The organism is Geodermatophilus sp. SYSU D00684 (assembly GCF_054050455.1).
In genome coordinates this window covers 111,760-126,347 of record NZ_JBJGZI010000005.1, presented here as the reverse complement: position 1 = coordinate 126,347, position 14,588 = coordinate 111,760, and the positions used below count along the sequence as shown (strand labels likewise).

Sequence of the window (14,588 nt, the reverse complement as noted above, 5' to 3'; positions counted from 1 at the left end):
AGGCCGGCATGACCCCGATCAGCTCGGCGAGCGCGGCGTTCACCGGGCACGACCCGGAGAACCGGCTCTACGGGCCGGTGCCGGACGTGACCGGGCAGGCCGGCTACGACCCGGACCACCCGGCGCGGGTGGGCTTCTTCACCGACACCTCCGTGTGCATCGGCTGCAAGGCCTGCGAGGTGGCGTGCAAGGAGTGGAACACGCTGCCGATGGACGACTCGCACGGCGTGCGCGACGTCATCGGGCTGTCCGGGATGTCCTACGACAACACGGGGCAGCTCGGGGCCAACTCCTGGCGGCACGTGGCGTTCGTCGAGCAGTCCCGCACCGTCGACCTGCCGATGCCGACCTTCGGCCGCCCGGGCGACGACCGGCGGGGCAGCGGCCCGTCGGTGGCCGAGGGCGACAACGACGGCAGCCTCGCCGCGGCGCAGCAGTCCAGCGTGCTCAACGCCGAGGCGCTCTCCGAGTTCGACCCGCAGACCGGGCAGAGCGGCACCGACAAGCAGATCCGCTGGCTGATGAGCTCCGACGTCTGCAAGCACTGCACGCACGCCGGCTGCCTGGACGTCTGCCCGACCGGGGCGCTGTTCCGCACCGAGTTCGGCACCGTCGTCGTCCAGGGAGACATCTGCAACGGCTGCGGCTACTGCGTCATCGGCTGCCCGTACGGCGTCATCCAGACCCGCGAGGGCGACGGCCGGGCCTTCAAGTGCACGATGTGCTACGACCGGCTCACCGACGGGCTGCAGCCGGCGTGCGCCACCGCGTGCCCGACCCAGTCGATCCAGTTCGGCAACCTCGACGAGCTGCAGGCCCGCGCCGACGCCCGCCTCGCCACGCTGAAGTCCCAGGGCGTGGAGACCGCCCGGCTCTACGGCCGGGACGAGGACGACGGCGTCGGCGGCGCGGGCGCGTTCTTCCTGCTGCTCGACGAGCCGGAGGTCTACGGCCTGCCGCCGGACCCGGTGGTCACCACCCGCGACCTGCCTGCGATGTGGCGGGCGGCGGCGGCCGGCGCGGCGATGATCGCCGGCGTCGTGCTCTCGTCGTTCCTGGGGCGGCGGCCGTGACGGAGGGACTGACCACCCCGGGCGCGGGCTGGCGGCGGGCCGACGGCCCGGCGGCGGAGGCCCGCGGCAAGCGACGGCGCAGGGGCGGGCGGCGCGGCGGCGGCGGCGAGGTGCCGATGGTCGACGACGCCCAGTTCACCTCGTACTACGGGCGCCCGATCATCAAGCCGCCGGTGTGGAAGTCGCCCGACGTCCCGCTGTACCTGTTCCTCGGCGGGATGGCGGGGTCGTCGTCGATCCTGGCGGCGGTCGCCGACGTCACCGGCCGGCCGGTGCTGACCCGGGTCGGCCGGTACACCGCCGGCGGCGGTGCGATCGCGTCGGTGGTCTTCCTCATCCACGACCTCGGCCGGCCCGAGCGGTTCCTGCACATGCTGCGGGTGTTCAAGCCGACCTCGCCGCTGTCGGTCGGGTCCTACATCCTCGCGCCGTTCGGCGCGGCGGCCGGGGCGACGGCGGCGGTCGAGCTGCTGGGCTGGTTCCCGCGGCTCAAGCGCTTCGGCGGCGTGGTGTCGGCGCTGTTCGGCGGGCCGCTGGCCACCTACACCGGGGTGCTGCTGGCCAACACCGCGGTGCCGTCCTGGCACGCGGCGCACCGGCAGCTGCCGTTCCTCTTCGGCGGCTCGGCGATGGCGGCCGGCGGCGGGATGACCATGGTGTTCACCCCGGTGGCCGAGGCCGGGCCGTCGCGGCGCACCGCGGTGGCCGGCGCGGCGATCGAGCTGGCCGTGATGCACCGGGTGGAGAACGACCACGGGATCGTCAGCGAGCCGTACCACGAGGGCCGGTCCGGGACGCTGCTGCGGGCGGCCAAGGCGTGCACCGCGGCGGGCGCGGCGCTGACCGTCGTCGCCGGGCGCCGTCGGGCCGGTGCGGTGGTGTCCGGGCTGCTGCTGGCCGCCGGGTCGCTGCTCACCCGCTTCGGCGTCTTCGAGGCCGGGCTGGCCAGCGCCCGGGACCCCAAGTACACCGTCGTCCCGCAGCGCGAGCGGCTGGCCGCCCGGCAGAACGGCCACGCGCCGAGCGTCACCCGCTGACCCCTGCCTGCGTGCGCCTGGATCCTCCCCCCAGTCGCGCGGGAAGCCGACACGCTGTCCGCATCGGCCGTCCCGGCCCGCGGAGCGCAGTGTCGACCACCCGAGGGCGTGCACCCGCTGGGTGCTCGTAGGGCGCTCCCCGCCGATCTGCGCTAGGTATGTGGCCATGCGTGACGAGATCTCGAGCGGAGGGACGACGGCGTGACCTGGTTGTTGACCGGAGGGGCCGGCTACATCGGCGCACACGTCGCTCAGGCCCTCCGCCGGTCCGACAGGGGCGTGGTGGTCCTCGACGACCTGAGCACGGGCCAGGCCGACCGGCTGCCCCCGGACGTGCCCCTGGTCCGCGCATCGGTGTTGGATGCCCAGGCGGTCGGACGGGCGCTCCGGGAGCACGAGGTGACGGGGGTGGTGGCGCTCGCGGCGAAGAAGGCCGTCGCGGAGTCCGTCGCCGACCCGCTGCTCTACTACCGGGAGAACGTCACCGGGTTCGAGGTGCTCCTGCGCGCCATGCGGGACGAAGGTGTGCAGCAGCTGGTGTTCTCGTCGAGCGCCGCCGTCTACGGGATGCCGGACGTGGATCTCGTCACCGAGGAGACCGTCCCTCATCCGATCAACCCCTATGGCGAGACGAAGCTCGTCTGCGAGTGGATGCTGCAGGCGGCCGGCCGCGCTCACGGCCTGCGCTGGGCCTCGCTGCGGTACTTCAACGTGGCCGGCGCCGGCAGCCCCGAACTCGCCGACACCGGAGCGAACAACCTCATCCCGATGGTGTTCCGGGCGCTCGACCACGGTGTGGCACCCCAGGTCTTCGGCGACGACTACCCGACCCCCGACGGGTCCTGCGTGCGCGACTACATCCACGTCGCCGACCTCGCGGAGGCGCACGTCGCCGCCGCTGACTGGCTCGACCGCGGCGCGACCGCCGGGACCTACAACGTGGGACGGGGGGAGGGCGCCAGCGTCAAGGAGGTCATGGGCGTCGTCCGGGCGGTCACCGGCCGCGACGTCGAACCGCAGGTGGTCGACCGGCGCCCCGGGGACCCTGCGCGGCTGGTGGCGAGCGCCGAGGCGATCGAGCGTGACCTGGGATGGAAGGCGCAACGGGACCTGCACGACATGGTGCACAGCGCCTGGGCGGGGTGGCGGTCGAGGACCGGGGACCGGTGACGGCCCCGTGTCACCGGTCTCCGCTTGCAGCACAGCCGCGTCACCCGTAAGGAATGGCTGGTGAAAGGGGTCTCCGACCGGAGACCGCGCGCCGCGGCCGTCCTGCGCGAGCGCGGGGCTCGCGGACGGTGAATCCGCGGTCCTCGACGGGGGGTTTGAGATGTGCGGGATCATCGCGGTGCTGTCGCGCCCGTCGGTGCGGGACGTGCCCGAGGAGTCGGAGGTCCTGAGCCTGGCAGGCCGGGCGGTCGACCTGCTGCTCGACCGGGACGGCGGCCTGCGGGACCGCCTGGAGCGGGCCGCCGAGACCGTGACCCGGCTCGACCGGCTGCTACGGGGACCGGTGGGTGTGGAGGCGATCCTCGCGGTCGACGGCCTGGAGGACCGCCTCGAGGACGTCGCCGCCCAGCTCGAGGGTCTCGTCGGGGTCGTGGAACGGGAACTCGACGAGGCGCTGCTGCCGGCGCACGAGCTCGAGCCCGTCAACCGGGCCCTCATCGCGGTGAAGGACGCGATCTGGGCGGTCGCCCGTGACCGTCTGCGCACCGCGCGTGCCGTCGGGGCGCTCGCCGGGGGAGCCCGGACGCGGGCCGCACTGCGCGCGTACCACGACGTCCAGCTCGCGCTCTCCGCTCTCGACCGGCTGGAGGTCCGTGGCCGGGACTCCGCCGGCCTGCACCTGCTCGTCCACGGGCACGCCGTCGACGAGCGGAGTCTCGCCGCGGCGTTGCAGGAGCGAGCGGACCCGCTCTTCCGGTCCGGGTCCCTCCGCGCGGTGGGTGACTGTCTCTCCTTCGTGTACAAGGCGGCCGCGGAGATCGGGAAGCTCGGTGACAACACGCGGGCGCTGCGCGCGGCCATCGCGGACGACACCTTCCTCAGGGACGTCCTGACGAGTGGTCCCGTGGACGTGGCGGTCCTCGGGCACACCAGATGGGCCAGTGTCGGGCTCATCAGCGAGGCCAACGCGCATCCGTTGAACCAGGAGCACGAGGGGCCGGAGCAGTACCCCTACGTGTCCGCGGCCCTCAACGGCGACGTCGACAACCACACCGAGCTGATCGCCTCCGAGCAGCTCTGCCTCCCGGCCCAGGTGACGACGGACGCCAAGGTCATCCCGGTGCTCGTCGGCAAGCGCCAGGCCGCGGGAGCCTCCCTCGAGGAGGCGTTCCTCGCGTCCGTCGCGACGTTCACGGGGTCCGTGGCGATCGCCGCCCACGCCGCCGCCGAGCCCGGCCGCATGCTGCTGGCCTGTCGGGGCAGTGGTCAGGGTCTCTTCGTGGGCCTCGCCGAGGACGCCTTCGTGGTCGCGAGCGAGCCGTACGGGCTCGTCGAGGTCGCCGACCGCTACCTGCGGCTCGAGGGCGAGGCCGTCGAGCGCGGTGCGACGACGGCCGGTCAGGTGGTCGTCCTGGACCGCTCGGCCGCAGGCTCACCGGAGGGGCTGACCCGGCTCGACTACGCGGGGACCCCCCTCCCCCTGACCGAGGGCGACCTCCGGGCGGCCGAGGTCACGACGCGCGACATCGACCTCGGGGACGAGCCCCACTTCCTCCTCAAGGAGATCGCGCAGTCGCCGGACTCCATCCGGAAGACCCTCCGGGGGAAGATCGAGCAGGACCACGGCCGCCTGCGGGTGGTCTTGGACGAGACGACGCTGCCGGCCGGTCTGCGCACCCGACTGGCCGCCGGGGCGGTTGCGCGGATCCTGGTCATCGGTCAGGGCACCGCGGCCGTCGCCGGGCAGGCCATGGTGCACGCCGTCAGCCGCGCGTCCCGCACCGGACGTGTCACCGCACAGGCGGTCGTCGCGACCGAGCTCTCCGGTTACGGGCTCCGGGACGACATGAGCGACACCCTGGTCGTGGCGGTGAGCCAGTCCGGCACCACCACCGACACGAACCGGACGGTCGACCTCGTGCGCGCACGGGGCGCGGCCGTCATCGCCATCGTCAACCGCCGCAACAGCGACCTGGTCGAGAAGGCGGACGGGGTCCTCTACACGGCCGACGGGCGCGACGTCGAGATGAGCGTGGCCTCCACCAAGGCGTTCTACTCGCAGGTGGCCGCCGGCGTCCTGCTCGCCGTGGCGGTGACCGAAGCCGCCGGGGACCTCGACACGGTGTGGAGTCACGAGGTGCTCGGAGGACTGCGGGCGCTCCCCGGTGCGATGGCCGAGGTCCTGGGCAGCCGCAAGCGGATCGCCGACGCCGCAGGTCGGCACGCTCCTCCGCGGCGGAACTGGGCGATCGCCGGAAACGGGCCCAACACCATCGCCGCCCGCGAACTGCGGATCAAGCTGAGCGAGCTGTGCTACCGGTCCATCGCCGTGGACCACACCGAGGACAAGAAGCACATCGACCTCTCCGCCGAGCCCATGGTGCTCCTGTGCGCCGCCGGGCTCCCCGCCGCGGTCGCCGGGGACGTCGCCAAAGAGGTGGCCATCTACCGGGCCCACCGAGCCGCCCCGGTGGTCATCGCCTCCGAGGGCGCGGCGTTCGAGCAGGCCGCGGACCTCATCGAGGTCCCCAGGGTCCACCCCGACCTGGACTACGTCCTCGCCACGATGGCCGGGCACCTGTTCGGGTACGAGGCCGCGCTCGCCGTCGATGCGCAGGCCCGCCTGCTCAGGACGGTGCGTGACGCCGTCCAGAGCGCCCTGGTCGCGGAACAGGCCGGTGCGGACGTGCTGGCGGCGCTGCGCGACGAGGTCCGGCGCCCGTCGGTCCCGGTCCTGAGCGAGCTCGCCGGCGGCCGGATGAACGGCCACCTGGAGGCATCGACGGCCATCCGGGTGAGCTCCCTGATCCACCACGCGCTCGACGAGCGTGGACTCGAGGGGTACAGCGCCCAGACCGGCCGCCCGGAGGCGCCGTCGGCCCTGGTGGAGGACCTGCTCGCGGCGCTCACCGCGGGCATCGACGAGCTGACCCGTCCGGTCGACGCGATCAAGCACCAGGCGAAGACGGTCACCGTCGGGACGTCCCGGACGGAGGACGACCTGTACCACGGGCGCCTGGCGGCCAGCGTCCTCGACGCCGGGGTCCCCCGGGAGCGGGTGTCCTTCCGCGCCCTGCGCAGCCTGGCGGCGCTGGAGCCCGCTTTCCTGTCCGTGGACGGGTACACCCGGTACGAGATCACCGGGGACGTCGCCGCGGGCGCCGCGCTGCGGGTCGTGGCCAAGGAGGGCGTCGCCCGCCGGCTCAGCTCCCGCACGGAGACCGATCCGAGACTGCGGGGTACCAAGCACCGGGCGGCACACGAACGCGAGGTCACCGTCGCCCGGGGACACGACGGGAGGCTGGTCGTCCTGGTCCCCGAGACCGTGGGCGGCGACGTCGTCGGGCTCACCCTGCTGCACGTGACGCCCGCGCAGCGGCTGGAGCCCCGCGTGCTGCGCGAGGTGCTCACCGGGTACCGGAACCGCTATGCCGCGATCGTCGACGCGGTGACGGAGACCCAGCGTGCGTTCGACGACCACGTCCTCGGCTCCCTCGACCCCGCTGAACTGCTCACGCAGCCGGTCGTCGTGCTCGCCGAGCACTGGCACTCGCCCTCCGGGGAGTCGTGAGCATGGGCGAGCACGCGACCGGCGAGACCTCCGGTCCCACCGGCGCCGTGCGATGACGGCCCAGCCGGAGCGCTCCGACGTCCCCCCGGACGAGGAGGTGGTCCAGCCCCCCGAGGAGGAGCGCCCTCCGGTCAGCGCCCGATCCATGATGCGGAACACGGCGATCGCCTGGGCCGGCGAGGTGATCGCCAAGGGGGCCTCGCTGGCCTTCTTCGCCGTCATGGCCCGGGTGCTGGGCGAGGGTGGGTTCGGGGACTTCGTCTTCGCCCTGTCACTGAGCAGCCTGCTGGTCCTCGCCGCCGGCCTGGGCACCGACTCACTGCTCGAGCGCGAGGTGGCGCGCGACCCTTCTCGGGCCCGCGACTACGTCTCGTCGATCACCGGCCTCAAGGCCACCACCTCGGTGGTCCTCCTCGGTGCCGTGGCCGTCGCGGTGACCGTCGCGGACTACCCCTGGGACGCCCGTCTCGCGTTCTACCTGATCGGTGCGGGGGTCGTTCTCGAGCACCTGAGCAAGACGCGCTACTCCGCCTTCGTGGCGTTCGAGCGCATGAAGCACATGTCCCAGTCCATCGTCGTCCAGCGCATCCTCACCGCCCTGGTCGGCACGGTGCTCCTCCTGCTCGGCGCCGGGCTGGTGACCGCGTCGGCGGTCTACCTGGGCGGAGCCGTCGTCGGTCTCGCCGTCGCCGAGCGCTCGTTCCGCCGCATGACGACCAGCGGTCAGGCCCCCGTGCGGCGCCCCCTCCCCTGGGGGCGACTGCTCCACGCCGGCCTCCCGATCGGCATCGCGAGTCTCCTGTTCACCCTGCTCCTGAAGTTCGACACGGTGCTGCTCGGCCTGCTGGTCGGGGGAACCGACAACTCCGAGGTCGGCTACTTCGGCGCCGCCTACCGCATCGTCGAGGCGACCATGTTCCTGGTCTGGTACATCGGGGGGGCCGTCATGCCCTGGGTCGCCCGCGCCGACGACGGCGTCCCGGGACACGTGGCACGCGGGTACGAGGTGGGGCTGAAGGCGGTGACCGCGCTCCTGCTCCCGCTGGCGGTCGGCTTCGGGGTGTTGGCCGGTCCTCTGGTGCGTCTGCTCTACGGCGCGGGATACGAGCCGGCAGTGCTGCCGCTGCAGCTGTTGAGTGCCATGACCGTCCTGTACGGCATCAACTACATGACGAGCACGTTCTTCGTCGGGCGGGACCGGCCGGGCGCCTTCGGCTGGCTCCTCGTCGGCGTCGTGATCCAGAACGTCGTCTTCAACCTGGTGCTGATCCCGCGGTACGGCGCGGTCGGGGCGGCCTTCAACGCAGCTCTCTCGGGCCTGGTCCTCGCTCTGCTCGGGTTCCGCAGGGCGAGGGGGGTCCTCGGCCGCGTCCGCCTGCTCCGGGCCCTCGCCAGCCCTCTGGTCGCCGGTGCGGCCATGGCGGGGGCCATGGTGGTGTCCGCCTGGGTCCCGCTCGTGAGCATCGTCCTGGGTGCCGTCGTGTACGTCCTCGTCCTCGCCCTCGTGGAACGGGTGGCGTTCCCCGAGGACTTCTCCCGCTGGCGCACGGCGGCCAGGCGGAGCCGGGCGGCGACCTGAGCCGGCCGGCGGCGCCGGGGCTACGCGACCTGACTCCTGCCGCGGCGGTGTTCCACCAGCGACTTGACCCGGTACTCGAGCGGCAGTCGTGGCCGGTTGGCGAAGACGACCGGGTACAGCGCCTTCTGCAGGAGGGGGAGGTCGGACCGCCGCCGGTGCTCGCGCAGGCGGCCGAACAGATCGGGGTGGCGACCCTGAAGGCGGCGGTACTGCTCCCGGCGCCGGGCCTCGCCGGCCGCGGTGAGCCTCCCCCCGTGGATCCGGCGGCGATACACCGTGCGGTCCGGGCCGAGGTGGACTCCGACGGCGTTCCTCTCCGCCAAGCTCATCCACAGGTGCCAGTCCTCGAAGAAGTCGTCCCGCCCGGTGGCCCCGGGTACCACCGGCTCCCAGGCGTTGACCGCCTCGAGCATCGTGCGGCGGAACAAGGCCGCAGCCGTGAGCTCGTTGCGGAAGGCGATCCGGAACGGGTCGATGGTCGCGGGCACCTGCCGCCGGAAGCTCGAGGAGCCGAAGACCTCGTAGTCGCCGTAGCAGGCCACGGCCTCGGGGTGTGCGTCGAGCCGGTCCGCCATGGCGGCGAGGACCCCGGGCATCAGCAGGTCGTCCGCGTCGAGGCCGAAGACGTAGGGCGCCGACGAGGACAGCCGCCCCGTCGTCCGGGCGGCGGACAACCCCCGGTTCACCTCATGGTGAACCACCCGGACCCCGTCGCCGTCGAGTCCGTCGAGCACCTCGAGCGTCCTGGCGTCCGATGAGCCGTCGTCGACCACCACGATCTCGACCGGCTCCTCCTCGCGGATCGAGGCGACCGCCTCGGGCACGAACGCCCCGTCGTTGAAGCAGGGGATGAGAACGGCGACACGGGCCTGCATGCGGTCAGGATGGCAGAAGTCGCTGGTCACCGCCGGGGTGGCGGGACGCAGCGTGATGTCGCACGATGGCGGTCGTGCCCGGGTCCGGCCCTCCCCCGACTCCACAGGCGACGGTCGCGGGACCGCGACGGTCGCCGCGGTGAACGGTCCGGTCCTCGGAGCCGCGCGTCCTCCCGCCACAGCTCGTCACCGGGCGGAGCCGAGGACTGCTGCCCTGTGGAGGCAGGTCACCGCTCGTCCCGGGCGCGCCCTCGCAGCGACGACAGCCGTGCTCCTGGCGGTGGCGGTCCTCTCCGCTGCGACCGCTCGCGCCTCGGAGGTGGCCGGCCTCCCCCTCGTCGTCGTCGTCGCGGGCGGGTCGGGCGGGTTGGGCCTCGCGGCCCTGACCCTCGCTCGCCCGGACCTCGCGGTCGCCGTGGGGCTCACGCTCATGGTCGTCGTCGAGTTCGAGCCGGCGCCCCCGGATGCCGCCTTCGCCCTGATCATCGCCGTCGCCGTCGTCACCGGCCGCTTCCGCCTGTCCCGTGCGCCCGCGGCGGTGGTCGTCCTGATCGGCGCCCTGGTCCTGCTCAACATCGTCTCCATGCTGGCGGCGGTCGACATGGTGGCCGCGCTGCGGTACAGCCTCATCACCGCGTTCCTGGCCGTGCTGGGGCTGTGGCTCACCGGGTGGGTCGACTCCGCGGGACGTGCCCGCACCGTCGTCGTCACCTGGCTGGCCGGCGCGGTGCTCTCCGCGCTCGTGGGGATCGCCGTGGTGTACCTCCCGTTCACCTTCCCGGGGCGGGAGGTCCTCATGGACGGGACGCTCACCAGGGCCAACGTGTTGTTCGAGGACGCCAACGTCTACGGGCCCTTCCTCATCCCGATCGCGGTGATCGTCCTGGAGGAGCGGCTGCGCCCACGCCTGCTGCGGTGTCGGCCCGCCGTGCTCGTCCTGCTCTTCCTCGTCCTCGCCGTGGGGATCCTGGTGTCGTTCTCGCGGGCGGGGTGGATCAACTTCGTCGTCGCGGTGCTCGTCATGCTCGGGGTGACGGCGCTGCGACGGCGGGGCGGACGCGCGGCGGTCCGGATGCTCCTCACGCTGGGGATCGCCGCCGGAGCCGTCGTGGGCGTCATGGCGCTGACGGGCAGCCTGTCGTTCTTCGAGGAACGGGCGCAGATCCAGTCGTACGACACCGAGCGATTCGACGCCCAACGCGCGGGCGTCGAGCTCGCCACCCAGTACCCGCTCGGCGTGGGGCCGGGTCAGTTCCGCTTCCACCACGCCGTGGAGACCCACTCCACCTACGTGCGGGTGCTGGCCGAGCAGGGGGTGCTGGGTCTGGCCGTGTGGGTGGCCCTCGCTGCGGGCACCCTCTTCCTGGCGGCCCGCAACGCCCTGCACGGCTGGGACACCCACGGGATCGGCTCCGCCGCGCTGCTCGGCTCGTGGTGTGGCCTGCTGGTCAACAGCGCGGTCGTCGACACGCTGCACTGGCGGCACCTGTGGGTCGTGGCAGCGTTGATCTGGGTCGCGGCCGTCCGCCGGAGATCCGCCGAGTCGGAATGCCCCTCCCGGGAGGCGCAGGAGACGCCCACGGGGCCGCAGGTGCCGGTCGAGCCGGGTTCCCGCTCCGTTGCCGGGACCGGGCGATCTCCCTCAGGCCCGGGGTGACCACTCCTCGGCAGGGCTGCCGTCGCCGGCGGTGAGCCGCGCTCCGCCGTCGCGGTCGTCCCCGGCCGGAAGCCCGTCACGACCACCGGCCGGCCGTGGTGACGGCTCCGGGACCGCGGTGGACAGGTCCGGGACCCGCGGACGCTGCCTGCCAGAGCGACCCCGCCTGCCGGCAGGCCGCGGACGGTCCCGGAGACGGTCGAGGGCCAGGGCGACGAGCAGGGCCAGGAGGAGGGAGCCGAAGAAGGCTATGGCCGCGTTGCGCGCGGGGCGGGGACTGCTCGGATCGGACGGCAACTCGGCCTCCTGGGCGACCTCCAGGTTGTCGCCGGCCGTGGCAGCCGCGACGGTCAACTCGGCCCGCCGCTGGATCAGCGCCTCGCGTTGCTGCTGGTCGACGGTCCCGGTGGCCCCGAGGGCGTCGATCTCCGCAGAGATGTTGTCGATCGCGGTCTCCAACCTGGCCCGCTCGGCGTCCCGGCGCTGCTCGATGAGCGACTGCACCACGGTGTTGGCGCCGGACTGCGCTGCTTCGGGGGTGTCACCGCTCGCGACGACGGCGAGGATGCTGGTCTGTCCCTCGACCGACGTCGTCATCCGACCGCGGAGCTCGCCGACGTCCAGCCCGAGCTCCGCGGCAGCCGGCTGGAGGACCGACGACGTGGTGACCAGCGACTGCAGCGTCGCCAGTTCCCGGCTCAGTGCCTGGGCGTCCGTGCTCCCGTTCGAGTCCGACTGGCTCGCGAGGACGATCAACTCGGCGCGGGCCTCGTAGGTGGGCGGGAGCAGGAGGGAGGCGACCCACGTGCCGGCTGTGCACAGGACCACGATGGCAGCGGCGAGCAGGGCGTTGCGCCGGAGGGCGCGGGCGTAGCGGCTCACGTCGATCGCCTCGTCGCGGAGGTCGTCGCGCTGCCTGTCTCCCGGACCGCTGCTCACCTTGCTGTTTGTAGCGCACGGAGGAGGATGTGGCCCGACGGTGACCGGAACCGCCGTGCAGGTCACCAGGTCCGGTGATCGAGCGGGCGGGTGGATGTGTCGATGTCTCGCGTATGACTCGCCGCATCGTGACCGGCCTGGTCCTGTCGCTCGTGCTCCTGGGAGTGGTCTCACCGGTGTCCGCCGCGCCTGCGTCAGGGGAAGAGGCCGGTGCCGTGCGCTTCTTCAAGCGGACGGACTCGTCCTTCGACCGGTACACCTCCGGATCGACGGCTGAGTTCCAGGCGTGGATGCGAGAACGCTTCTTCCGGGCCGAGGTGTGGTCGCCGTACTTCGACGACAAGACCGCCTGGTACCCGCAGGGTCTGGTCTCCCAGAACCTCTACGCCATCTACCGGGACGACCACGAGACCCTGACCACGCACCCCGAGTGGGTCCTGCGTGACGGGGCGGGGGCGCCGCTCTACATCCCCTGGGGGTGCTCCGGGGGCACCTGTCCGCAGTACGCCGGAGACGTGGGCAACGCGGACTTCCGGCGGGCGTGGATCGAGCGGGCGCGATCGACGCTCTCGCGCGGTTACCGCGGGCTGTGGATCGATGACGTCAACCTGGAGTTCCGGGTGGGGGACGGTACCGGCCGGTGGCAGGCGCCCCTCGACCCGCGCACGGGCCGACCCATGACGACCGAGGACTGGCGGCGGTACGTCGTCGAGTTCGTCGAGGAGATCCGGCGGGCGTTGCCGGCCGTCGAGATCCTCCACAACACCATCTGGTTCGCTGCCCAGCCCGAACGGGCCGAGGACCCGTTCGTCCGCCGGCAGATCGCCGCCGCCGACCGGATCAACCTCGAGCGGGGTGTGAACGACGCCGGCCTCACCGGCGGCACGGGGCAGTGGTCGCTGCAGGCCTTCCTCGCCTACGTCGACACGGTCCACGCCGCGGGGCGCACGGTCGTCCTGGACGCGTTCGACGACAGTCCCCGCGGCCGCGAGTACAACCTCGCCGCGTACTTCCTCGTCTCCCAGGGCGGGGACGGACTCGGTCTGGCCCAGATGACGCCGGACAACTGGTGGGCCATGTACGACGTGCAGTTGGGGGCGCCGGCCTCGGGACGCCGGACCTGGCAGGGCCTCCTGCGACGGGACTTCGACCGTGGCGTCGTCCTGCTCAGTGAGCCGGACGCTCCCACCCGGACCGTCGACCTGGGGCGACGCCTGGTCACGTCGACCGGGTGCGCGACGACCACGGTCACCCTCAGCGGTGGGGAGGGTGTCGTCCTCCGGCGTCCGTCCAGGGCGGTGTCCGCGTGTACCGACGCAGGTCCGGCCGGACCTGGGTCCTCGACCGATGCCGGTCCGACCGGCCCGGCCCCACTGCCCACGCCGGCCGCCGTGGCACCGGCGACGGGACTCCTCCGGACGGCCCGCCGCTCGGCCCGGCCTGCCGCCTGAGTCCGCGGCCGGCGAGCGGGTCCAGGGACCCGGCCCTACGCTCCGCGTCATGCCCCGGGTGCTCCTCGCCTTCGAGCCGCCGGACGGCGGGGTCGCCGAGCACGTGAGCCAGCTCGCCGTGCAGCTGGCGCCGCACGGCTGGGACGTCGAGGTGGCCGGCCCCCAGGAGTCGAGCGTCCACGCTCGGTTGGAGGCGGCCGGCGTGACCGTGCACCGACTGCCGCTCACCCGGGGGTACGGCGATCCACGCGTCGACGCCGCGGCCCTACGGGCCCTCTCGGCGTTGCTGGGGAAGGGCCGGTACGACCTGGTGCACTGCCACTCCGCGAAGGTCGGGGTCCTCGGCCGTCTGGCAGCGCGACGGGCCCGTGTGCCGGCGGTCTACACACCGCATGCGCTGCCCTTCGTGGGCCCGTTCAGCACCCGGCGGCGGGTCGCGTCCCGCCTCGTGGAGCGGGTGCTGGCCCCGCTGGCGGAGCGCATCATCTGCGTCTCGGAACACGAGCGGAACGAGGCCGTCGCGGCGGGGCTGGGAGGTGAGGACCGCCTCCGTGTCGTCCCCAACGGATGCCCCCCGTGCACCGAGGGTCCGGACGGTGCGGCTGACCTCCGGTCGATGCCAGGATCGGGTCCGCTGCTGGGAGCGGTAGCCGTCATGCGTCGGCAGAAGCGGCTGGACCTCCTGCTCGACGCCGCTCCGGAGATCCTGCGGAGGGTGCCGGACTCCCGCGTCGTCCTCGTCGGCAACGGTCCCCTGGCCGCGGACCTGCACCGCCGCGCGGAGGCCCTCGGGCTCGCTGAGCACCCTCGGTTCCGGATCCTCCCCTTCGCCCCGCCGGCCAGCCGCTACCTCCGCTGCCTCGACGTGTTCGTCCTCCCGTCCGACTGGGAGAGTCTCCCCATCGCCCTCCTCGAGGCCCTGGCCTGCGGCGTGCCGCAGATAGCGACCGACGTGGGGGGGACCTCGGAGGTCGTGGACCGCGAGACCGGCGTCCTCGTCCCCCCGGGTGACGTCCACGCGTTGACCGACGCGGCCTGCGACCTCCTCACCGACGGGCCTCGGCGACGCCGCATGGCCGAGGCCTCGACGGTGCGCTACCGAGAGGCGTTCACCGTGGAGCGCATGGTCGAACGCACGGTCGCCGTCTACGCGGAGGCGGTGGAGAGTCGGTCGTCCGTGGCGGAGAGCCGCCGACCGGACGCCTCCTGACCAGCGAGATCGCACCGATCGTGATA

The 14,588-nt window shown here is 73.1% G+C and carries 10 protein-coding genes; 8 read left to right on the top strand and 2 right to left on the bottom strand.

The genetic code is table 11. The features are described 5' to 3' along the window. Window positions 1-8: 8 nt before the first annotated feature. From ACI79L_RS05035 to ACI79L_RS05015, 5 genes are all read left to right on the top strand, one after another. A complete protein-coding gene (locus ACI79L_RS05035; protein ID WP_456935720.1) occupies window positions 9-1,073 on the top strand; it encodes a 4Fe-4S dicluster domain-containing protein in 1,065 nt (354 codons plus the stop codon). Continuing rightward, window positions 1,070-2,110 carry an NrfD/PsrC family molybdoenzyme membrane anchor subunit gene (gene nrfD, locus ACI79L_RS05030; protein WP_456935719.1) on the top strand — a complete coding sequence of 347 codons (1,041 nt, stop codon included), beginning with the start codon at window positions 1,070-1,072 and terminating at the stop codon, window positions 2,108-2,110. The genes ACI79L_RS05035 and nrfD overlap by 4 nt, the downstream gene beginning before the upstream one ends. 201 nt (window positions 2,111-2,311) lie before the next feature. After that, the gene (gene galE / locus ACI79L_RS05025; protein ID WP_456935718.1) at window positions 2,312-3,280 is read left to right on the top strand and encodes a UDP-glucose 4-epimerase GalE; all 969 of its coding nucleotides are present in this window, start codon (window positions 2,312-2,314) and stop codon (window positions 3,278-3,280) included. A 160-nt stretch (window positions 3,281-3,440) separates the two neighbouring features. Then, window positions 3,441-6,851, top strand: a complete 3,411-nt coding sequence (locus ACI79L_RS05020; RefSeq protein WP_456935717.1) for an SIS domain-containing protein — start codon at window positions 3,441-3,443, stop codon at window positions 6,849-6,851. A 145-nt stretch (window positions 6,852-6,996) separates the two neighbouring features. Next, window positions 6,997-8,430 (top strand): flippase, encoded by a 1,434-nt coding sequence (locus tag ACI79L_RS05015; RefSeq protein ID WP_456935716.1) that lies wholly within the window; start codon window positions 6,997-6,999, stop codon window positions 8,428-8,430. A gap of 20 nt (window positions 8,431-8,450) precedes the next feature. Here ACI79L_RS05015 and ACI79L_RS05010 read toward each other — a convergent pair whose 3' ends face one another. Further along, a complete protein-coding gene (locus tag ACI79L_RS05010) occupies window positions 8,451-9,305 on the bottom strand; it encodes a glycosyltransferase family 2 protein (RefSeq protein ID WP_456935715.1) in 855 nt (284 codons plus the stop codon). 319 nt (window positions 9,306-9,624) lie between these two features. Here ACI79L_RS05010 and ACI79L_RS05005 point away from each other — a divergent pair, with 319 nt between their 5' ends. Then, complete coding sequence (locus tag ACI79L_RS05005) at window positions 9,625-10,962, top strand: O-antigen ligase family protein (protein ID WP_456935714.1); 1,338 nt, start codon at window positions 9,625-9,627, stop codon at window positions 10,960-10,962. On the opposite strand, the gene ACI79L_RS05000 is transcribed toward ACI79L_RS05005, so the two are convergent. After that, window positions 10,948-11,901: a YveK family protein gene (locus tag ACI79L_RS05000; protein ID WP_456935713.1), complete on the bottom strand. Its 954-nt coding sequence runs from the start codon at window positions 11,899-11,901 to the stop codon at window positions 10,948-10,950. The two genes, ACI79L_RS05005 and ACI79L_RS05000, sit on opposite strands and share 15 nt — an antisense overlap. Window positions 11,902-12,116: 215 nt before the next feature. Between ACI79L_RS05000 and ACI79L_RS04995 the strand changes: the two genes are divergently transcribed. Beyond that, complete coding sequence (locus tag ACI79L_RS04995) at window positions 12,117-13,352, top strand: putative glycoside hydrolase (RefSeq protein ID WP_456935712.1); 1,236 nt, start codon at window positions 12,117-12,119, stop codon at window positions 13,350-13,352. After that, window positions 13,249-14,562: a glycosyltransferase gene (locus tag ACI79L_RS04990; protein WP_456935711.1), complete on the top strand. Its 1,314-nt coding sequence runs from the start codon at window positions 13,249-13,251 to the stop codon at window positions 14,560-14,562. Before ACI79L_RS04995 ends, ACI79L_RS04990 begins: the two co-directional genes overlap by 104 nt. The last annotated feature ends 26 nt before the right edge of the window (window positions 14,563-14,588 follow it).